Genomic DNA, 21,149 nt, shown 5'->3' with positions numbered 1-21,149 from the left:
CCTTATCATTCCAGGTCTCTCAGCTCGTCTGCAGGGTGACCTCGAAGATACACTCGGTGCAAATGTTAAGGTTGGTCCAATGGACTCCGGCCGTATCCCCGGCTGGATCGAGAAGAACTGGCCTCCAAAACAATAAGTCAGAATGTAAATTGAAAACTTTACAGATCCGTGTCTCTCTGACACGGAACTTTCTTCTTTTTTAAAAAATACGATGCATCATAATGAAAGGCTGCAGGCAAATTTTTTTGTATATTATACTTATACAATGGCGAGTTCTTACTTCTCCCCTTTGTAATAAATGTTGGCCCACTTTCCGCAGATGCCGATTCAATTTTCACAATTTTTACTGCTATCGTTTTGTCTGAAAACTGCCTCAGTTATTCAAACATATGGTTTTGAAATTTCCCACACTTTTCGACCTTGTGCCTTCATTCAAAGATTCTAATTCCAATTTCTCGAAGATTCAGTTAAAATAATAATTGCAGATTTTGGAGTAATTCTCCAAAAAATATAGCAAGAAAAATGCTATTTTTGAGGACATCTGCGGAAGATAAGAGTTATGACTAAAACTCCCTATATATTTTGAATTTTATTGACTATTTTTTGAATTTTGTTAGGATTTCTCAGAATTTGTTAGGATAACTATTAACAAATATTAGAAAATTAAATTATAAAATAAATACAATTAGTGAGATTTCAACGCATAAAAAACACATAAATAAGAGAGGGTAGCAAATTATTTTAAATAGAATGAAACGATCTTTGATAGTGGAAATTTTAGAAATGTTAGCCTAAAGAGGTACTATATAGATAATAACCAGTATTCAAGCATTATTCGGGTGTTAACATTACACAGGTTTCGTTGATATTACCGGCTTATAACGAAGTAGCAAGAATAGAAAAAACAGTAAACCAAACTGCAGAAACTCTTAGGGAAATCACATCTTCTTTTGAGATTATTATAGCAGAAGATGGAAGCAGCGACGGGACAGATAGAGTAGCTGGTAAACTTGCTATGGAGCATAACTACGTGAGTCATCTTCACTCGGATTCGCGCCAGGGGCGTGGCAGAGCATTGAATAGGGCTTTTAAGTTTGCATCTGGAGATGTTCTTTGTTATATTGACGTGGATCTTGCAACCGATATGAGCCATCTGAAGGAACTAATAGAATCAATCTCAGTAGAAGGATATGACTTTGCAACAGGCTCCAGAATGATGCCTCAGAGCAATGTAAAAAGGCCCTTAAAAAGAGGCATAGCCAGTAGAGGGTTTAATTTTCTGGTGCACACTTTTTTACACTCAAAATTATATGACCATCAATGTGGATTTAAGGCTTTTAAAAAAGACCCATTGTTTAAACTAATTGATCAAGTGCAGGATGAACACTGGTTCTGGGATACTGAACTTATGGTTCTTGCACAGTCTCGGGGATTTAAAGTTAAAGAATTCCCGGTAGTCTGGAGGCATGGAGGCACAACGACGGTAAATCTTAAAAGAGATGTTATAGACATGGGGTCTCAAATTTTCCGTTTATGGTGGAGTTTAAACAGGCAGTCAAAGAAAAAAAAAGAAAAATCCTGCGAGGGGTGCTTTGAATAAAATAGAATCTAAAACAAAGCAGATCTTTTATTTTAGCCTGATAGTTTTTTCCATACTTTTACAGGCAGGCAGTGGAATTTGCGGAAAATACGCTGCGATGACAATACAAGAGGCTTCACCTTTTATTACGGTCACAAATATTTATTACTTGCTCTCCCTGGTATTTCTTGTACTGCAGGCGATTGTCTGGCAGCAAGCACTGATACACTATCCACTTTCATATGCTTATCCATTTATAAGCCTGGTTAATTTTGTGATATTATTTTGTTCTGCAATTCTATTCCATGAACAGATCACCAGGTATAACGTTTTAGGGTTACTCGTCATATCCTTTGGAATTTTAATACTATCCCGCAGTTTGGGAGAAGAAACATGATTACTTCTTCTACATTTTATTTGTTATTAGTAATCGCATTTACAGGAGTCAGTCAGACACTTTTGAAAATAGGGGCAACCCAGTCCTCTGAAAAAAAATTTACTGCCGCGTATGTGAACCCCTGTACATTTACGGCATATATTTTGTATGTGATAGTAACTATTTTTACAGTGTACGCGCTTAAGGAAATCCCGTTAAAGTTATTTTACACAGCTACCTCCTTAAAATTTGTCCTGGTACTCATTCTTTCTAAATTGGTGCTCTGTGAAAAAATGGACAGTAAGAAAGTAATTGCTATGGGGTTTATCGTATCTGGTGTTATAATATTCAATATGTGAGATAGAAAGAAATAATTTCAAAAATCCATGAAAATCTGCATATTCTGCCCGGATACATATCCTGCCCGAATACATATCCTGCCCGAATACTTAACTGCTAGAAATTATCTACACCATGTAGAATTATACAAATGATTATATAAGGAAAAAGCCTATTAAATATGTTTCCGAACGATATATTTTTTAACATTTGTTTAGAAATTAGATGCAGCGGTTTACTGGTCTGGTAGAATGACATTTCAGTCGGACACCCAGGAGCATGAACAAACAGGAAGAACAGCAAATCCAGCTATTCTTAAATAACATGAGAGTGCTTAACAGGTGAACTGTTCAGTATTACTATAGAGACTTTACTTTCTGAACACTCCGAGACCTACTATTCCAGGAAGACCATCAGTAAGGATTATAGGTCAACCACCCCTGAGCTAAAGACTCGGGCTTGTCTAACAAGCCCTGGTTGACCAGATCATCAATTAGGAGCTTCGGAAAATCGGTAAATGATAGGAAAGAAATAGTTACCCTGAAATATCGCCTCAGTTTCAGGCTCTAAGGATGCCAGTTAAACAATCCTGAGAGGTAGGGACAGTGCTTACATCGTGAAACCTTTCCATATCAGATCAAGAGGAAGACGGATTCCGTAATTGACTTATTCCAGAACGCTGTAACAATCCAACTTCACGAAGTTGAAGTCCACAATTCGGATACGCATTACCCTACTTCGGTAGGTGGAGGGTGATTTATTCGCCTTCATTACATTAATAAAAAACTAATTAAATAGAGCAGGACATGGAAGTGGACGTATTCCTCCCCTGAGCTAAAACTCAGGGGTTTCCTGCTGAGGTTTTATGAATTCCATCACATGCCCGAAATGCGGCAAAGAATGCGATAAACTTTTTGATTCCGTTTGCAGGGACTGTTTCTTTGAAACCTTCAAACCAATTGAGCTGCCCCTTGTACTCCACATAAGGATCTGTTCCAGCTGCGGAGCTTACTTCCACAGGAGCCGCTGGGAAAACATCGGCAATGTAGAAGAAGTGGTGCTGAAAGCCGTAGAAAATTCCCTTTTTATCCACGATGAAGCCGGAGATGTGGAACTCTGCCTGGAACCAAGAGAAATTACGCCTTATATATACAAGGTGAGAGCCGAAATAGATGCAATCGTAGAAGAAGAGCCAATCCATGCCGAAGCTGAGACAGAAGTAAGGATTCAGCGGACAGCCTGCGATATGTGCAGCCGTGAGTCCGGAGGATACTTTGAAGCAATCATCCAGATAAGGGCAGCAGGCAGGTTCCCTACTGAAGAGGAAAGGAGGCGCTGCTCTGCCATTGCCAGGGAAGCCATGGAAAGCATGAGGAAGAAAGGCGACCGCCTTGCCTTTATAAGCGAAGCCCTTGAACTGAAGGAGGGAATCGATCTCTACATGGGTTCCATGAACGCCAGCAGGCAGGTATGCCGGCTGATCGTTAACGAACTCGGAGGCAGTTTTTCCGAGTCCCCTACCCTTGTTGGGATGAAAGACGGGAAAAACCTCTACAGGATTACTTTCGCCATGCGCCTTCCGGAGTTCAGGCCAGGGGACGTGATAAGGTTCAGGGGAAGGATTATCCAGATAAGGAGCTCAGGAAAAAAGGTCAACGGGATAAGCCTTGAAGATGGCACCAGGTTTATTTCGACTCCTGAAGAGCTCAAAGGCGCAGAAAAAGTTGCAAATCTTGGGGATGCAGTTTTTACAGTTCTTGTTTCAATCGAAGAAAATGCAATTCTTGTGCTTGACCCTGTGACCTATGAAACTGTTGCAATAAAAAAGCCAATGTTCTTTAGTGCAGAAGCAGGAAGCGAGATCCCTGTTCTGAAAACAGAATATGGAATCTTTGCGCTTTCACATTCCGATGTTCCGCAGGAAAAATGAGAGATCTGGAAAAACGAGGAAACATGCAGAATATCCTTGCAATTGGGTTTGATACACGAAACATTGTCTGCTCCGCAAGCAGGGCAGGTTACACTGTCTGCTCTATAGATGTTTTTCGTGACCTTGACCTTCAGAAATGTGCATATGCATCAGCCCTCCTTGAATGCAGGACTTCAAGCGAACTCCATCAGCTTGATCCTGGCTGGGTAATAGCTCAAATGAACGCCTTCGGGCTTGACTTTGACGCCATAGTACCCGGCTCGGGAATGGAGATGCTGGACCCAGGCAGTTTCCCCTGTCCGGTACTTGCCAGCTGTCCCGACGCAGCTAAGGAAGCTTCAAACAAACTGCACCTTGCAAAAAAGCTTGAAGCCCTTGGGATGCCACACCCTCACTGTTATTCTCCGGAGGAGCTGGATTCTATCGAATACCCTGTTATTCTCAAACCTGCCTCAGGAGGAGGGGGAATCTTTAACAGGGTTGCAAGGAACCGGCAGGAACTGCTGTCAGCTTTAGAAGAATTATCCAGGCTGGACCCGGAGTTTGCAGAAAAGGAGGTTGTAATCCAGGAGTTTCTGGAAGGAATTCCTTCAAGCGTTTCTTTGCTTTCCACAAACAATCAAGCTCTGTCAGTTGCTGTGAATGAACAATTGATAGGGATGCCCTGGCTCTCGAAGCTACCGTTTGCCTACTGCGGAAACATAACTCCTTTCAGGACAGCGCACGCAGAGGAGATGGAAGCCCTTGCTGAAGAACTGGTGCTTGAACTCGGGCTTCTGGGCTCAAATGGCGTGGATTTCCTGGTTACGGAAAAGGGGCCTGTAGTTCTAGAAGTAAATCCAAGGTTCCAGGGCAGCCTGGACACCATAGAGATGGCGACTGGAATGAACCTTTTTGAAGCCCATATTGGCTGCTTCAGAGGAGAACTTCCGGAAAAGCCGGAAGCAAAACATTTTGCTGCAAGAGGGGTTCTTTACTCGGATCGAGAACTTTTTATAGACAGAAAACTCATGGACTTCATTCTCATGGAAAAAAGCGCTGATATTCCTTCCATGGGAACTGTTACTGAGCCTGACTGGCCCCTTACCTCCCTGTTTGCATGCGCCTCAACAAGAGACGAAGCAATCCGATCTCTTGAAAGAGGGGCAGAGAAGATAAAGACTTTTATTGTAAATCGAACGAAAGAAGAAAGGAAGCCCCTGAACTCTGCCGGAAAAGCATGAGGTTCAGTTGTGAAAGTGCAGCTTTTTCCAGATATGAGAGATCTCTTTGAGAAAAAGCATGATGTAAACTTTAATACTGGTATGTCCAATTCATATTAGGGATTTGAGAGGTGAACACTTTGGTCGATTTAAATGACAAGGTAATTAGAGGATATCTCATGAGCCTTGTAGGGGAAGAAGGGCTTAAAATGATAGGAGAGATGCCCGAAGGTGAGATAACGGATGAAGAAATTGCGGCAAAGACCGGAGTTCTGCTGAATACGGTGAGAAGAACTCTCTTCATACTTTATGAGAATAAATTTGCAATCGTTGTAAGAGAGAGGGATTCAAACAGCGGATGGTTGACATATCTCTGGCACCTGGACTTTTCCGGCATAGAGCACCAGCTTATGAGGGAAAAGAAAAAACTGCTAAGGAACCTGAAGACTCGCCTGGAATTTGAAGAAAACAATGTTTTCTATACGTGCCCGCAGGGCTGTGTTCGCCTTCTTTTTGACGAGGCAACTGAAACAGAATTTCTCTGTCCCATGTGCGGGGAAGACCTGGCCTATTACGACAACTCCCTTTTTGTGGGAGTCCTGAAAAAGCGTGTGGATGCCTTGAGTAGTATATAAGGGATCGGTCTTGACTACCCGGACCCAGGCAATAAGGCTGCTTGAAGAATCAGGCTGCGCCCCTAATGTAATCGAGCACTGCAAGGAGGTTGCCTCACTGGCAGTCGAGATCGCAGAAAAGGCAAAAGCAGCCGGAAATAATGTAAATCCGGAGCTTGTAGAAGTAGGGGCTCTTTTGCACGACTTTGGAAGGTGCCGGACTCATGGAATTGCTCATGCAGTTGAAGGATTCAAGCTGGCTAAAAACAAAGGAGTCGAACCTGAAGTTGCCGAAATAATAAAACGGCATATAGGAGCCGGCGTTTCAAAAGAAGAAGCAAAGGAGTTTGGACTTCCTGAAGAGGATTATTTTCCCCGGAGTATGGAGGAAAAAATCGTTGCACATGCCGACAACCTTGTAAAAGGAACGAAGAGAATAACGATAAACGAAAGATTGGAGTTCATGCGTAAAAAGGATATATCTGAACATGTGGTTCAGAGGGTAAAGAACCTCGCTGAAGAAGTTGAGGGACTTTCCCGCTAAATTCCGAATTTTCTGAATTTTCCGAATAGAGAATAATTCGGACATCCTGTATAGGAAAACAGAAAATTATTTTATCAAATTAGAAAAACAGAAAAATTATTTTATCAAATAATTCTCCGGTTTTAAATGCGAACGCATTTAGAAAAAAGGGGGAAGACTTATATATAGCGATATTAATAATGAGATAATGGATTGCTAAATCCTGCGATTTAAGCTAAAAATGCTCACCTCAACTAAAACATTTTTTTTTAGCGACATTTCTCATTTTTAACTTATTATGAGGGTATGTTTATGGATAATGACAAATATCTAAAAGGCACAACTACCGTAGGAGTAGTTTGTACTGACGGAATCGTGCTCGCAAGTGAACAGCGAGCCACAATGGGGCATTTCATCGCAAGCAAAACTGCAAAGAAAGTCTACCAGATCGATGACCTAGTAGGAATGACCACTGCCGGTTCGGTAGGGGACGCTCAGCAGCTTGTGCGATTGGTAAGTGTAGAGTCACAGCTCTACAAAATGCGCAGGAACGAATCCATGACAATCAAAGGAATTACCACTTTGATGTCGAACTTCTTGAATGCTAACCGCTACTACCCCATGATGGTCCAGCTCCTTATCGGAGGGGTTGACAAAAACGGACCTGGAATCTACTCACTGGATCCAATGGGAGGGAGTATTGAAGAGACAAGGATCTCGGCAACAGGTTCAGGTTCTCCCATGGCTTACGGAATACTGGAAGACCAGTACAGGGAAAATATGACTGTAAAAGAAGGTCTTGATCTTGCGATAAGGGCAATTCACAATGCAACGAAAAGAGACTCAGCTTCCGGAGAAAATATCGATGTAGTCGTAATTACAAAGGAGGCATTCAAAAGGCTGGATCCTGAAGAAGTAAAATCCAGAAGGGCTTCATTAAATTAAATAATTTAACTGTTGGTTTTTTATTTTAATATATAAACTAACACCTTTTTCAAATATTATTTTTTTAACATCCAGATACTTTTTGATTTTTTGACGAAAAGGAAGATTCTTAATGCCTATTGAAGACGTGCTATTAGACCTCAAAAATAAAATTGAGAAAAATCTACCCGCAGGAGTTACAATTACCGACGTCGAATTCGAAGGTCCTCAGCTTGTCCTGTACACTGAAGAGCCCCGTAAATTCGCAGACGACGGGAATATTATCCGCAACCTGGCAAAAGAACTCAGGACACGGATTGCCATGCGTCCTGACCCCAGGGTGCTTGCGACTCCTGAAGACTCTATTTCTATAATTGAAGAAGTTGTTCCAAAAGAATCCGTAATCTCGAGCTACTATTTTGACCCCGATTCCGGAGAAGTGATCATCGAAGCCGAAAAGCCTGGGCTTGTAATAGGAAAGCATGGCGCAACCCTGAGAGAGATTACAAAGCAGATCGGCTGGATTCCCAAAGTTGTCCGGACTCCTCCTATTAAGTCCCGTACAGTGAAAAACATCAGGGAGTTCATGAGGAACAACCTCAAAGAAAGAAAAGAAATCCTGAAAACCGTGGGGAGGAAAATTCACAGGGAGTGTACCTCAAAAGACCAGTGGGTAAGGGTTACAGCCCTCGGGGGATGTAAAGAAGTGGGTCGAAGCTGTTTTTTGCTTTCTACTCCAGAGTCCAGAATCCTGATTGACTGCGGAGTCAATGTAGGTTCTGACGAAAACATGACGCCTTTCCTCTACGTTCCTGAAGTATTTCCATTAAGCCATATAGATGCCGTAATAGTTACCCATGCACACCTGGACCATCAGGGACTTGTTCCCCTGCTTTTCAAGTATGGGTACGAAGGGCCTGTCTACTGTACGCCCCCCACCAGAGACCTTATGGTGCTGCTCCAGCTCGATTACATCGACGTGGCGGCTAAAGAAGGGAAGAAGAGCCCCTACGAATCAGGGATGATAACAAAGACCCTCAAACACACCATACCTCTGGACTATGAGGAAGTAACAGACATCGCCCCCGACATTAAACTGACTTTCCATAATGCAGGCCATATCCTGGGCTCGGCAATTTCCCACTTCCATATAGGAGATGGGCTCCATAATGTAGTCTTTACGGGAGACTATAAATATGAGAAAACCAGGCTTTTTGACCCTGCTGTCAACAAGTTCCCAAGAGTTGAAACAGTCATCAGTGAAGCTACTTATGGGAATTCTAACGCCTTCCAGCCTGCAATTAAGGACGCTGAAAAGCACCTGCAGATGGTGGTTAAGAGTACAGTTGAACGTGGAGGAATTGCACTTATCCCTGCTTTTGCTGTGGGCAGAAGCCAGGAAGTTATGATCGTGCTCGAAGAGTCCATAAGGAAAGGTATAATTCCTGATGTCCCGATCTACCTTGATGGGATGATCTGGGAAGCTACTGCAATCCATGCGACTCATCCTGAATACCTCAACAATGATCTGAGGAAACTGATCTTCCAGAAAGGCCAGAACCCCTTCCTATCCGAATGCTTCAAACCGGTTGACTCCCATGAGGCACGCCAGAAGATAATTCAGAACCCTCACCCCTGTGTAGTTATTTCAACCTCGGGCATGATGAACGGAGGACCTGTTATGGACTATTTCAGGGCCTTTGCCGATGACCCACGCAACACTCTTGTGTTTGTAGGTTACCAGGCTGACGGAACTGTAGGGCGCAGGATCCAGAAGGGATGGAAGGAAATCCCCATGACAGGAAAGAACGGAAGCAACGAAATCCTGAAAATGAACATGGAAGTACAGGTAGTAGATGGCTTCTCAGGCCACTCTGACAGAAGGCAGCTTATGGATTATGTTAAGAGAATGCAGCCCCGTCCGGAAAGAGTGTTCACAGAACACGGAGACGAAAAAGCCTGCGTGGATCTGGCAAGCTCCATTTACAAGAAACTTAAGATCGAGACACGTGCTCTCACAAACCTCGAAACCGTAAGGCTACTGTGACCCCCAGGGGGCCACAATACTTTTTTTAAGAAAAAAAATGTTATTAAAAAGAATAGTAGAAATATAGTCGATAAAAATTAATAGTGAGATAAGACTTTACGAAACTTTTTTATTCCCCGTGCCCTGGAACAAATTCAGGACTGAGAAGAGGCTCAAGGCTAAGAAGATGTTCCATTAGCATTTTGTGGTCGCCTACCACCAGATCTGCCCTATCAAGCTCTGAAGGCTCTACATATGTGGGGACTCCGATACAGTAAATATCAGCCTTTTTTGCGGCTTCCACGCCCAGAACAGCGTTCTCTATCACGACACATTCATTTTTCCCGACCTTAAGAAGCTCAACTGCCTTCAGGAAAGGGTCCGGATGGGGCTTGGAATTAAGCACGTCATCTCCAGTGACCACGGCATCAAATATTCCGGGAAAGAGCTGGTCAAGGATTCCGTTAACTATAAGGCGGTCCGAGCCTGAGACTACCGAGAGCAGGAAATGTACCTTAAGCATTTCGAGACATTCTTTCATCCCATCGAAAGCCTTCAGTTCGAAAATTCGTTTGAACTCCTGCCTGTAAATTGCGGTGATCGTTTCAAAATCAAAAGCTTCGGGCTCTTTTCTGGCTTTTCTGATAAGTAGGGGGAGGCCGTTCCTGGGGTTTGAACCCTCGATTGCATAGATATCCTCGTCCCGGATTTCCATACCCATATCAAGAAAAGCTTTTTTCCAGGCTGCTGCATGGAAAGGCATGGAGTCTACGAGAACACCATCCATATCAAAAATTAATGCTTTTAACACTTTTCTGGCTCCTGAACCGAAATAAATGGAAAAATATTAGAAATGGGAACTATTTTGGAAGATTTGATAAAGTTAATGAATAATTTATGAATCTTCCTGAGTGCAGTTTGGTAAGGAGTTAAGGTAAGGTACTTTAAGTAAAAATGGTTTTGCAGTCTTAAAGTTTTCCCGGTATGCCCTGAAGAATAGGCAAATAATTACGATGTAGTTAAAGTGGTAATGGAGTTAAAGTGGTAAGAAGCTTTTATAATACGATTTTGAAAAAGTTTTAAATCTCCTTATAATTCCCTGTATAAAAGGAAACAGATTATTCAGAAGGCGTAAACTGAATAAAATAATTAAGTGGTTTTGGAGCAAATAATCTCAGGGGATAATCAGAAAATTCAGGAGATTTAACTTAAATTTATATAAACACTTATGTGCAGTTATTCCTTACCACTGGAAAAAATAAGCAAGAGCCTTAAAATCTTCGAAAGATACCGAAAAAGTTTTTAAGATGAGAATTCTACTTAAAAGTAATAATATAAACACTTTCATTAAATTGAAAGTATCCCAGTTTGGAAGTCTCAAAGAAAACGTAGCACAGAGGCTACATTGACAATAATTAAGGGAGATCAGGGCAGCAAAATAACAGGTAAGAAAGAAAATAAAAATTGCCCTGACATGCGAGATCGGGATAGCTTTCCTGACAAACGAGACTTTCGAGAAAGTTTTAGGTTACTGTATATAAACATTATGCAAGTTTTCGGCCTCTTCGCCCTGAGAATTCGGGAGTAAAGGCAGAAAAAAGTAAAATATATGAAATTGATGGGTGGCATATTTAAACTTCATATACAAGTTAAGGCCACTGTTTAAATATGTCCGAAATGTTTAAGTTTAGTAGAGCACCAAATTATTAAAGATAACGGATGAAAATCTTTTAGAAGGTTTTTACAGGTTATCCCCAATTCAAACTGAATATAACCAAAAATTTGCCCCCCGATATAGAGGGTGGGGAGTCAAAGGAAAAAATAAAGATACCATTATAAACGAAATCCAGCCGAGGGGATAAATTGCAATCTATAGTACAGGAAGCAATGAGATTCAGCGAAAAAGAGAAGGAATTCCGAAAAACTTCCTCCTCCGATGAAGACTTCGAAGAATTCGGGCAGCCAAGAATTATGATTGTAGGATGCGGTGGTGCAGGAAACAATACCGTAAACCGGCTCTACAACATAGGGATCGAAGGTGCAGAAACAGTATGTATCAATACAGATAAGCAGCACCTTGACAATATAAGGGCTGACAAGAAGATCCTTGTAGGAAAAACCCTCACAAGAGGCCTGGGAGCAGGCGGCTATCCTGAAACCGGAAAGAAAGCCGCAGAACTTGCGAGAGGCACCCTTGAAGAAGTTTTAAAGAATGTCGACCTTGTATTCATTACAGCAGGCCTTGGAGGAGGCACGGGAACAGGAGTTGCACCCGTAGTTGCAGAGGTTGCAAAAGAACAGGGAGCAATCGTCGTAGGGATGGTTTCAAGCCCCTTCAGGGTAGAAAGAGCCCGCGTATTCAAAGCAGAAGAAGGACTTGAAGACCTGCGCAGGGCAGCAGACACAGTAATTGTCCTGGATAACAACAGACTGCTTAACTACGTACCTAACCTTCCGATTGACCAGGCTTTCTCAGTAATGGACCAGTTAATTGCCGAAACCGTGAAAGGAATAACTGAAACCATTACAGTGCCCTCTCTGATCAACCTTGACTACGCCGATATCAGGACCATTATGAGCTGCGGCGGGGTTGCCGTAATGCTTGTTGGAGAATCCAAAAGCCAGGACAAGAGCACGGAAGTCGTGCGGACTGCCTTAAACCACCCCCTGCTTGATGTTGATTACAAGGGTGCAACCGGAAGCCTCGTCCATGTAACAGGCGGGCCTGACCTGAGCCTGAAAGAAGCCGAGGAAATTGCCTCTATGCTTACCTATGAACTTTCCCCAAGTGCCAATGTAATATGGGGAGCAAGGATAAGGGACGATTATGAAGGCAAGGTCCGGGTAATGGCAATCATGACAGGCGTCCAATCTGCCCAGATCCTGGGCCCTCAGGCGGGAGCTGGAATCCTGGAGTCCAGAACCGAGGCTGAGCCCATCCAGGAACAGAGATTCGGAAGAATGTCCACTGGCAGAAGAGGAGAAACTACAGGACATCTCAGAAAAAAGCTCGACGAATCGATTATTGATTTCATAAATTAAAACAGGTTCAGGCAAAAGCCCGGACCCGCAGGTTTCCGGGCTCCCCTCAGGTTATTCTCCGGATTTTTCCGGAGAGCAATCAGAGATTTATGGAAGGAAGCTTCCTCAAGGCAGGTAGCTCGGGTTTTTCCTGACCGGATACTCATTTTTTGAAGTGGTTATCGAACAGATACTCTTTTTTATTAGCGATTCTATTTAAAAAATATGGAAATTTTGATTGCAACAGGGCGGCTTGCGGAAAATACTGTGAGGAAAGCAGCTGGAGAAAAAGCAGACGTCCTTGTAGCAGATATCGACATTGCCGCATTTATAACCCCTAAAAAGCTCATGAATGCCTTTTTAGAAGCAGGATTTTCAAACAGGTATGACCTTATTCTGCTTCCCGGGCTTGTAGCCGGGGACTTTTCAAAGGCTTCGGAAGAACTGGGCTGCATAATCCGGCTGGGCCCAAAACACGCCTATGACCTCAGTTTCGTGCTCCATTTTGCAGAAGAAGTTGAGTTTTCCGAAAAAGTTCCGGCCTGTGAACTTCTCGCAGATGTGCGAAAGGAGATGGCTCTTGAGCTTATCAGGAAAGCCGAAGAGGAAGCCCACCCACCCCTTGCCCTCAGAGGGGTAAAGCTAGGAGGGGATTCCCGCATGAAGGTCATGGGGGAGATTGTCGGAGCAGCGGAAATGGACCCTGCGGACCTGGAGATAAGAATCGAAGCTTTTATCGCCCGTGGAGCAGATATTATCGACATAGGAGCTACACTTAACACCCTTCCGGAACAGGTTAGGAGAACAGTATCCCTTGCGAAAGCCCTCACATGCGTTCCGATAAGTATCGATACGCTTGACCCTGAGCTGATAAAAGAAGGAATAGCAGCAGGAGCAGACCTTGTTCTGAGCCTTAATGGCACGAACATGGAAACTGCAGGTCCGGTAGTTGCAGGAGCAGGCGTTGCAGCAGTTGTAATTCCCGATGAAGGAAACAGTCTGGAAAGCCTGGTAAAAAATATCGAAGCTGCCCGCAGGCTTGGGATTGAAAAGATCATAGCTGACCCTGTCCTTGACCCTATAGGCCACAATATAACAGAATCTATTGTACGCTACCATGAGTTTCACAGGAGGTATCCTGAGGTTCCGTTATTCTTCGGAGCTGGAAATGTAACGGAACTCATGGATGTGGACACCATAGGGGTAAATGCTACACTCTGCGGAATAGGGGCAGAAGCAGGAGCAAGCATCCTTTTTACCCCCGAATACAGCGACAAAGCCCGGGGTTCCATAAGAGAGCTGAAAAAAGCCTCTGAGATGATGCAGCTTTGCAGGATAAGGGAAAGTTCTCCAAAGGACCTTGGAATTGATCTTCTCTGCATAAAGGAAAAAAGAAGGCGCCCTGAAAACCCCCTCCCTGAAAAAGTAATCATGGCCAGAGCTTCGAAGAACTGGCGTGTAGACCCTGCAGGTCCCATTCGAGTCCGGATTGTGCCGGATAGAATAAGCGGAAACGGCGGATTGATTGTAGCTGAACACGAGAAAGCCGCAGTTGCAGGAAAGAGTGCCAGGGAAGTTATGGACACGCTGCTCGAACTTGAGCTGGTTTCGCGCCTGGACCATGCTGCATACCTTGGAAGAGAACTGGAAAAAGCCGAACTTGCCCTGCGCTTTAACCGGAGTTATGCCCAGGATGATGTATTCTGAGCACACTGGAAGGCAGACAAAATAGCGATGTGAGAAAATGAAACTCGAAAATGAAGATAAGCAGTCAATCTTTGAGATAGTGGCAGCCCGCTATTTCACAACACAGAACTGGAAATGGGTAAACCTGAGGAAAGACCTCAATAAAATCATCAAATCCTATGAGGAATTGAATGAACAGTATGCCTCTTACTCTTATGTGAGCCGGGACTGGTATGTGGAAAATATGGGATCAAGGAACATCCATATGTGCAATACATGGGATGAGCTTAAGAACCTGGTTGCCTTCCTCAACACCCATGGAAAGACCTTTAACTTCCTTGTGAACACGGGAAACAGGAAGTCATTCTGTATCGTAAGCGACTCAAGAGACCTGAATGAGACCCAGGCACATGCAATCAAAGAAATACAGAAACTGGGTTACAACACCTTTGTGTTCCTTGCTACAGTTCCTGATGAAATAGAATTCCAGCTGCTTCAAGTAAGGGGAGTTAACTAAACTCTCCTTACCGGCAAAGAACCGGGCTTCAAAAGACAGATTGTCTTCTTCCTTTACATAAGGTCTTTTTTATTTCATTTTGAACATAAAGTGAACTACCCCCACCGTTCGGGCTGATGCCCTCCGAAGAAGGGGACTTCATGCTGTGCCTCCGTGCTCCCTTTATTCCGTGTTTTCAGTGGTTTCAGTGGTTTATATATTCGTTTGAGATTAGGTGACCTCACTTTCCGCAGTAAATTTTCGCATATTCATAATTTTTCCTGCTATCGATTTTCAATAAAACGTGGATTTATTGGATTTTTATGCAGGAGGTAAAGCAACTATATGGTTTATCATAGAGCCCAAAAAACGATATCATTCAATTTTCACCCAGTTCCATTAAGAGTCCAAATTAATTTTATTTGTTTCAAAAACGATATCAGGAAAAAATATTGATTTTCGAAAAAATACTGCGGAAAGCCGGCTAAAAGACAAGAGTAAACCAGGCTAAAAAGAAAAAAGAAAAAAAGAAGGGAAAAAGTTAGGAAATCACATAAACAAGGGTGCAAACACAACAGCCACAATGCTCATGAGCTTAATGAGGATGTTGATTGCAGGACCTGCTGTATCCTTGAAAGGATCGCCTACAGTATCGCCGGTTACACCTGCTTTGTGGGCATCAGAACCTTTTCCGCCGAAGTTTCCGAGTTCAATGTATTTCTTTGCATTGTCCCACGAACCTCCTGCATTAGACATTGTGATTGCAAGCATGAAACCTGAAACCACGGAACCTGCAAGGAGTCCGCCAAGAGCCCCGGGGCCAAGCACAAGTCCGACTAAAAGAGGTGCAACAACGGCAAGGACTCCGGGTGCAACCATCTCTTTAAGAGCAGAGTGTGTTGAGATTGCAATACATTTGCTGTAATCCGGATCAGCTTTGCCTTCCATCAGACCTTTAATCTCTCTAAACTGTCTCCTCACTTCAACCACCACTTCACCTGCCGCATTTCCGACAGCCAGAATGGTCATTGATGAGAAGAGGAAAGGAAGCATTGCACCTATAGTAAGCCCGATGAATACGTTCGGATTCATAACATCGATAGCATCGAGCCCCACTGCAATACCATATGAAGCAAAGAGGGCAAGTGCAGTAAGAGCTGCGGAACCAATTGCGAAACCCTTACCCATAGCTGCCGTAGTATTTCCTACCGCATCAAGAGTATCGGTAATCTGGCGCACCTCTTTCTTCTGGTGAGACATCTCTGCAATGCCTCCTGCGTTATCAGCTACGGGGCCGTATGCATCGACTGAGAGGGAGATCCCGAGCGTTGCAAGCATTCCGACAGCTGCAATAGCTATGCCGTAGAGTCCGGCGAGATGGAAAGAGATATAGATTGCAGCACTGATGATAATAACAGGCCAGATAGTTGATTCCATCCCTTTTGAAAAACCTGTGATGATGTTTGTAGCTGAGCCTGTCTGACAGGAATTTGCAACCCTGAGAGTCGGCTTTTTATCATACGATGTGTAGTACTCCGTAATCTGCCCGATGAGGAAACCTGCAACAAGCCCTGCAACGGTTGCAAAGAATACGTTCAGCCCGTACTCTCCAAGAAGTTGGCCTGTAACGAAGTATGAAGCAATGACAGTAAGAACGATTGCAGCAATCAACCCCATATTAAATGCCATGTGGATTGCTGAAGACTCGGTCTTGTTTGTACGGACAAAAAAAGTACCGATAATAGATGCAAGAATTCCAACAGCTGAAATAACCAGCGGAACTAGAACAACGTTCTGAACCGGGATGCCAGGGAAAGTAGTTGCTGCTGTTGATGCTGCAAGAAGCATCGTTGCAAGGATTGAGCCTACATATGATTCATAGAGGTCAGCCCCCATTCCGGCAATGTCTCCGACATTATCTCCGACATTGTCAGCAATTACAGCAGGGTTTCTCGGGTCATCTTCCGGGATCCCGGCTTCGACCTTGCCTACAAGGTCTGCACCGACATCAGCAGCTTTGGTAAATATCCCGCCGCCTACGCGAGCAAAGAGAGCGATAGACGAAGCTCCGAGTGAAAAGCCCGCAACAATGTTCACGGTGGTGAGCAGACCCAGATCTAAGGCACTTGAAAGAATTATAAATGAAACAGACAGCCCAAAAAGACCAAGACCTACAACACTCATCCCCATAACGGCACCGGATGCAAATGAAACCTTGAAAGCAGGACCAATACCCCTTGTGGCAGCATTTGTGGTCCGCCCATTCGCAATAGTAGCCGTAAGCATCCCTGCATATCCAGCTGTTGCGGAAAGCACTGCACCAAAAACAAAACATGCTGCAGTGAGAACTCCGTTAGGCAGAATTAATGCAATTACAATTGCAAGGAAAACGACAAAAACAGCGATTGCACGATATTGCCTGTTAAGATAGACCATGGCTCCATCGTGAATTAACGCAGTAATTTTCTTAATAAGATCATTACCTTCGCCTTCGTTTTGGACGTTTTTGTAGGAGATACCTGCAAAAATCAGACCAATAAGAGCACATATTGGTGCAAGGTAGATTAACATATCCATAATTTCAACCATCCTACCAGAAAACACATCAGGAACATTTCAATAAAGATATCCTCAGAAGTATTTTTGTGATAATAGATGGGTCTTTGTATATAAATTGATACTGGATTTTCCATTGAAACTCTGGAGAAACTGAGAATTCAGCCCACGCACAACAAAAATATTTCATTGCGAATTGACACGTTGTTACAATTTTATATAAATCTACTCGACAGTAATATTCCGCCGGTCTTATAGATTAGACTTTTCCTTCTTTTTTGTTATCGGTTTGTGTTTTAAGACAACTCCTGTGATTTAGACGACTTTTGCTGGTTAAACAGTCCAATTATTCAGGCGATTCATCCTGGTTAAACAACTCTTACTGATAAAGGAGACCTCTGGGAGTTAAACGGTCAAACGGTCCCTGCTCATATCTGGGTCTGACCCATTTATCTCAGGGCAAAAACCCGGGTTTCTCCCTCGCCAGATGAATACGGAAACTTATTACCTTGTTAGTAGAATAAATATATATCCAAATTAGATGAGCAAAAGGAAAAGATGGTCTCTTCGTTCACATTTCCAGTCTTATCCACTATTTCTTTACATAATTATAGCCGGAACTGAGAGTGTCAAAAAAATTACCGAAAAAGACGCAGGATAAAATCACTGGTTTCTCCGGAGATTATATTCAGAAAACCCTTATCAAACCCTCTTTTTGCCCCCTGACATGTCCCCCTCGATCCTGCAGATTTGAATTTTATTAATATCTATTATAGGAAAAAAAATGGTCGTATTTTAGGGAGTTGAAAGGGACCTTTGATGAGGCAAAGGAGCGCAAACGTTTATATAAAAAATAACTATTTACGCTGTCATCGAAGATGAGGCTTTACCAATTCAAAATAATATTTTAGAATTAATACTAGATTGATATGTAAAAATCGTTATAAAATAAAAATAAATACATATTGGAGATAATGAGAGAGATTGAAGCTAAAGGATAGGAACTCTGAAAAGGAATTATAAAAAAATGATAATGTGAAAGGGTATCAAAACCAAAGGATAGGAAATTTATGGAAGGTTTAATATTTATTGCTCCTTTAGCAGGCATTATAAGTTTGGTCTTCGCTGCTTTTTTCGCAAAAAGCGTCCTGAAAGAAGATACCGGCAATGAGAAAATGCAGGAAATAGCCGGTGCAATTCAGGAAGGGGCTATGGCTTATCTAAATCGCCAGTACAAAACGATTGCAGTAGTTTCGATCATTCTCGCGTTCCTGATTCTTATTTTGCTCGATGATGGGCTGAAAATGGCCATAGGATTCCTGGCAGGTGCCATAAGTTCGGCTGCTGCCGGTTATATAGGAATGAGCGTCTCAGTCAGGGCAAACGTCCGGACTGCTCATGCTGCATCAAACGGAATTGAAAAAGCCATGTCAGTTGCATTCCGTGGGGGGGCTGTAACAGGACTTGCAGTGGTAGGACTTGCACTGCTCGGGACAAGTGGCTTTTACATCCTCTATGGGAACGTTGACTTAGTTGTCGGATTTGGTTTCGGAGCCAGCCTTATCAGCCTTTTTGCCAGGGTTGGCGGAGGAATCTTTACAAAAGCTGCAGATGTAGGGGCAGACCTCGTAGGCAAGATCGAAGCCGGGATCCCGGAAGACGATCCCAGGAATGCAGGAGTTATTGCCGACAATGTGGGTGACAATGTGGGCGACTGCGCAGGGATGGGGGCAGACCTCTTTGAGACGTATGTGGTTACATCTCTGGCTGCCATGCTGCTTGGTTCCCTTATTCTCGGCACTTACGAAAACGCCATACTCTACCCGCTGATACTGGGTTCTGTCGCAATCTTTGCATCCATCATATCTGTCTTCTTTGTGAAGATAGGAAAAGAAGGGAAGATCATGCAGGCTCTCTACAAGGGCGTAGGCGGCTCTGCAATTATCAGCCTGGTTGCTTTCTATTTCGTAACCAACTCCCTTATGGGTGACATCAGATTTTTCTATGCCACTATCGTAGGCATCGTTATCATGGTGCTTATGGTGATGATTACGGAATACTACACTTCCACAAGCTACAGACCAGTAAAAACAATCGCAGCTGCTTCAGAAACAGGGGCTGCAACCAATATTATTTCAGGGTTATCAATAGGCTTCGAAAGCACGCTCGTGCCTACTGTAATAATTGTGATAGGTATACTTACTTCGTACTTTATCGTGGGAGGAGCAGCAGACGCGGGGATAGGGCTCTACGGAATTGCCATCGCTGCCGTTGCAATGCTCTCAACCACAGGTATGATAGTTGCTCTGGACTCTTATGGCCCTATTACGGATAACGCCGGTGGAATTGCCCAGATGGCAAACCTTCCAGCTAAGGTCAGAAAAGTCACGGATGCCCTTGATGCCGTGGGAAACACCACAAAAGCAGTTACCAAAGGATATGCAATAAGCTCTGCAGCTCTGGGTGCACTTGCCCTCTTTGCAGACTACCGCAACAAGGTAAACCTTGACGGACAGTCCCTGAACCTCGACGACCCTGTGGTGCTTGCAGGACTTCTTCTCGGAGCACTGCTGCCGTTCATATTCAGTGCAGTTACGATGAGCGCGGTGGGAAAAGCTGCTTTTGAGGTAGTAAATGAGGTCCGCAGGCAGTTTAGGGAGATCCCTGGCATTATGGAAGGGACAGCTAAGCCGGAATACGGACGCTGTGTTGACATAGTAACAAAAGCAGCTATCCATGAGATGGCAATGCCCGGTTTCCTTGCCGTAATTGTGCCTCTGCTTGTGGGGTTCATCCTTGGCCCGAAAGCACTTGCAGGGCTTCTCATAGGGCTTATTATAGTCGGGTTTATGCTCGCCCTCCTGATGGATAATGGAGGAGGAGCCTGGGACAACGCAAAAAAACTGATTGAAGATGGAAATCACGGAGGAAGGGGCTCAGAAGCTCATAAAGCTGCAGTAGTCGGGGATACCGTAGGTGACCCTTTCAAAGACACTGCCGGGCCTGCCCTTAATGCCCTGATCAAAGTTGTGAATATGGTGGCAATTCTCTTCTCATCCCTTATAATACACAGCGGCCTCTTCTAAGGGAAGAGAAGGATCTGGAATCCCTTAATCCGGGAATCCATTTCCCCAATTTCACATTTCATTTTTATCCTGGTTTTTTATTTTACCGGATGATCCACTTTTTCAGGCCATTTCCCCTTAAAAACAGACTCGTTTTTTTAAGTACACCCCATGAATCAAATTATATTTTTCAATCAGTTTTCCTGCAAAAATCATCTGTATTATAGAATGGCATACTCATGTTTTTATAGATGAATAGAAATTTTTCAGAGAATTTTACATTTATAGACTAAATTTCTTCCAATATAAGAAGAGATTAAAGTTGTCGATTATGGGATAAATAGTCATTATAGAGAAGAATATGACTTAAAAAAGATTCAAACATAAACAGAAAAATAGAAAAGATAATATAATAGGTAATATAATAGGTAATCTCATTATATTATGAATAAAAATATGATTAAAATTAAAATATGAAAAAAGTTAAGGAATCAATAAACGTTTAGAAATAAAATAAGTTATGAAGGTGAGATTCGCAGGTGAAAATGCCAAATAAAAGTGTCAAATTGCCCTGTAATAACATATTTGATATTTCAGCAGACGGCACGAAACAAATCACCGCGAAATAATAGAAAAGATAAAAGAAGGAAATTAGACCTGCCTAAAAGATCCGCAAAAGCAGCAGAAAAGTAACTGAGTCTGGAAAGAAACAGAAAAAAGAGCTGCATAATTAGAAATAAGTTAGAAGTAGTGTGAGCGGGTTGGGGAGTGGGGGGTCATATGGCTGTCTCTTATACACATCTGACGCTGCC

At 43.2% G+C, this 21,149-nt stretch carries 17 protein-coding genes; 14 read left to right on the top strand and 3 right to left on the bottom strand.

The annotated features are described in order from the left end of the window. From EO92_RS18745 to EO92_RS03345, 10 genes are all read left to right on the top strand, one after another. A partial coding sequence (locus EO92_RS18745) for a hypothetical protein (RefSeq protein ID WP_156165716.1) occupies window positions 1-136 on the top strand: 136 nt, incomplete at its 5' end. Between the two features lie 726 nt (window positions 137-862). Further along, on the top strand, window positions 863-1,600 hold the full coding sequence (locus tag EO92_RS03385) for a dolichyl-phosphate beta-glucosyltransferase (protein ID WP_235283075.1): 738 nt from the start codon (window positions 863-865) through the stop codon (window positions 1,598-1,600). Beyond that, on the top strand, window positions 1,593-1,976 hold the full coding sequence (locus tag EO92_RS16610) for a hypothetical protein (RefSeq protein ID WP_052734253.1): 384 nt from the start codon (window positions 1,593-1,595) through the stop codon (window positions 1,974-1,976). Before EO92_RS03385 ends, EO92_RS16610 begins: the two co-directional genes overlap by 8 nt. After that, on the top strand, window positions 1,973-2,314 hold the full coding sequence (locus EO92_RS03375; RefSeq protein WP_048169290.1) for a hypothetical protein: 342 nt from the start codon (window positions 1,973-1,975) through the stop codon (window positions 2,312-2,314). The genes EO92_RS16610 and EO92_RS03375 overlap by 4 nt, the downstream gene beginning before the upstream one ends. Window positions 2,315-3,159: 845 nt before the next feature. Next, complete coding sequence (locus EO92_RS03370; protein WP_048161003.1) at window positions 3,160-4,224, top strand: 60S ribosomal export protein NMD3; 1,065 nt, start codon at window positions 3,160-3,162, stop codon at window positions 4,222-4,224. Next, window positions 4,221-5,447, top strand: coding sequence for an ATP-grasp domain-containing protein (locus tag EO92_RS03365; protein WP_235283156.1), 1,227 nt, complete (start codon window positions 4,221-4,223; stop codon window positions 5,445-5,447). The genes EO92_RS03370 and EO92_RS03365 overlap by 4 nt, the downstream gene beginning before the upstream one ends. Before the next feature lie 119 nt (window positions 5,448-5,566). Then, window positions 5,567-6,061, top strand: a complete 495-nt coding sequence (locus EO92_RS03360) for a transcription factor (RefSeq protein WP_048136509.1) — start codon at window positions 5,567-5,569, stop codon at window positions 6,059-6,061. 10 nt (window positions 6,062-6,071) lie between these two features. Then, a complete protein-coding gene (locus EO92_RS03355) occupies window positions 6,072-6,584 on the top strand; it encodes an HDIG domain-containing metalloprotein (protein ID WP_048136510.1) in 513 nt (170 codons plus the stop codon). A 291-nt stretch (window positions 6,585-6,875) separates the two neighbouring features. Beyond that, window positions 6,876-7,508: an archaeal proteasome endopeptidase complex subunit beta gene (gene psmB, locus EO92_RS03350; RefSeq protein ID WP_048136511.1), complete on the top strand. Its 633-nt coding sequence runs from the start codon at window positions 6,876-6,878 to the stop codon at window positions 7,506-7,508. 112 nt (window positions 7,509-7,620) lie between these two features. After that, window positions 7,621-9,534, top strand: a complete 1,914-nt coding sequence (locus EO92_RS03345; protein ID WP_048169288.1) for a beta-CASP ribonuclease aCPSF1 — start codon at window positions 7,621-7,623, stop codon at window positions 9,532-9,534. 109 nt (window positions 9,535-9,643) lie between these two features. Here the strand turns inward: EO92_RS03345 and EO92_RS03340 are convergent, their stop codons facing one another. Further along, the gene (locus tag EO92_RS03340) at window positions 9,644-10,324 is read right to left on the bottom strand and encodes an HAD family phosphatase (RefSeq protein WP_048169286.1); all 681 of its coding nucleotides are present in this window, start codon (window positions 10,322-10,324) and stop codon (window positions 9,644-9,646) included. A 1,052-nt stretch (window positions 10,325-11,376) separates the two neighbouring features. Between EO92_RS03340 and ftsZ the strand changes: the two genes are divergently transcribed. Further along, window positions 11,377-12,555: a cell division protein FtsZ gene (gene ftsZ / locus EO92_RS03330; RefSeq protein ID WP_048169283.1), complete on the top strand. Its 1,179-nt coding sequence runs from the start codon at window positions 11,377-11,379 to the stop codon at window positions 12,553-12,555. Here the strand turns inward: ftsZ and EO92_RS17460 are convergent. Beyond that, window positions 12,552-12,701, bottom strand: a complete 150-nt coding sequence (locus EO92_RS17460; RefSeq protein WP_156161162.1) for a hypothetical protein — start codon at window positions 12,699-12,701, stop codon at window positions 12,552-12,554. The two genes, ftsZ and EO92_RS17460, sit on opposite strands and share 4 nt — an antisense overlap. A gap of 58 nt (window positions 12,702-12,759) precedes the next feature. Here EO92_RS17460 and EO92_RS03325 point away from each other — a divergent pair, with 58 nt between their 5' ends. Then, window positions 12,760-14,241 carry a dihydropteroate synthase-like protein gene (locus EO92_RS03325; protein ID WP_048169281.1) on the top strand — a complete coding sequence of 494 codons (1,482 nt, stop codon included), beginning with the start codon at window positions 12,760-12,762 and terminating at the stop codon, window positions 14,239-14,241. Window positions 14,242-14,278: 37 nt separating this feature from the next. After that, window positions 14,279-14,737 carry a hypothetical protein gene (locus tag EO92_RS03320; protein WP_048136516.1) on the top strand — a complete coding sequence of 153 codons (459 nt, stop codon included), beginning with the start codon at window positions 14,279-14,281 and terminating at the stop codon, window positions 14,735-14,737. Window positions 14,738-15,265: 528 nt separating this feature from the next. Here EO92_RS03320 and EO92_RS03315 read toward each other — a convergent pair. Then, window positions 15,266-17,293: a sodium-translocating pyrophosphatase gene (locus EO92_RS03315; protein WP_048169292.1), complete on the bottom strand. Its 2,028-nt coding sequence runs from the start codon at window positions 17,291-17,293 to the stop codon at window positions 15,266-15,268. Window positions 17,294-18,342: 1,049 nt separating this feature from the next. Between EO92_RS03315 and EO92_RS03310 the strand changes: the two genes are divergently transcribed. Continuing rightward, complete coding sequence (locus EO92_RS03310; protein ID WP_048169279.1) at window positions 18,343-20,358, top strand: sodium-translocating pyrophosphatase; 2,016 nt, start codon at window positions 18,343-18,345, stop codon at window positions 20,356-20,358. Window positions 20,359-21,149: the final 791 nt, after the last annotated feature.

The organism is Methanosarcina sp. 2.H.A.1B.4, assembly GCF_000979385.1.
Lineage (GTDB): Archaea > Halobacteriota > Methanosarcinia > Methanosarcinales > Methanosarcinaceae > Methanosarcina.
This window is presented reverse-complemented; position numbering and strand designations above follow the sequence as displayed.

Coding starts and splice junctions, on each gene's coding strand:
- EO92_RS03375 (WP_048169290.1), top strand. CDS start 1,973: ATGATTACTTCTTCTACATTTTATTTGTTATTAGTAATCGCATTTACA.
- EO92_RS03370 (WP_048161003.1), top strand. CDS start 3,160: ATGAATTCCATCACATGCCCGAAATGCGGCAAAGAATGCGATAAACTT.
- EO92_RS03365 (WP_235283156.1), top strand. CDS start 4,221: ATGAGAGATCTGGAAAAACGAGGAAACATGCAGAATATCCTTGCAATT.
- psmB (WP_048136511.1), top strand. CDS start 6,876: ATGGATAATGACAAATATCTAAAAGGCACAACTACCGTAGGAGTAGTT.
- EO92_RS03345 (WP_048169288.1), top strand. CDS start 7,621: ATGCCTATTGAAGACGTGCTATTAGACCTCAAAAATAAAATTGAGAAA.
- EO92_RS17460 (WP_156161162.1), bottom strand. CDS start 12,701: ATGAGTATCCGGTCAGGAAAAACCCGAGCTACCTGCCTTGAGGAAGCT.
- EO92_RS03325 (WP_048169281.1), top strand. CDS start 12,760: ATGGAAATTTTGATTGCAACAGGGCGGCTTGCGGAAAATACTGTGAGG.
- EO92_RS03320 (WP_048136516.1), top strand. CDS start 14,279: ATGAAACTCGAAAATGAAGATAAGCAGTCAATCTTTGAGATAGTGGCA.
- EO92_RS03315 (WP_048169292.1), bottom strand. CDS start 17,293: ATGGATATGTTAATCTACCTTGCACCAATATGTGCTCTTATTGGTCTG.
- EO92_RS03310 (WP_048169279.1), top strand. CDS start 18,343: ATGGAAGGTTTAATATTTATTGCTCCTTTAGCAGGCATTATAAGTTTG.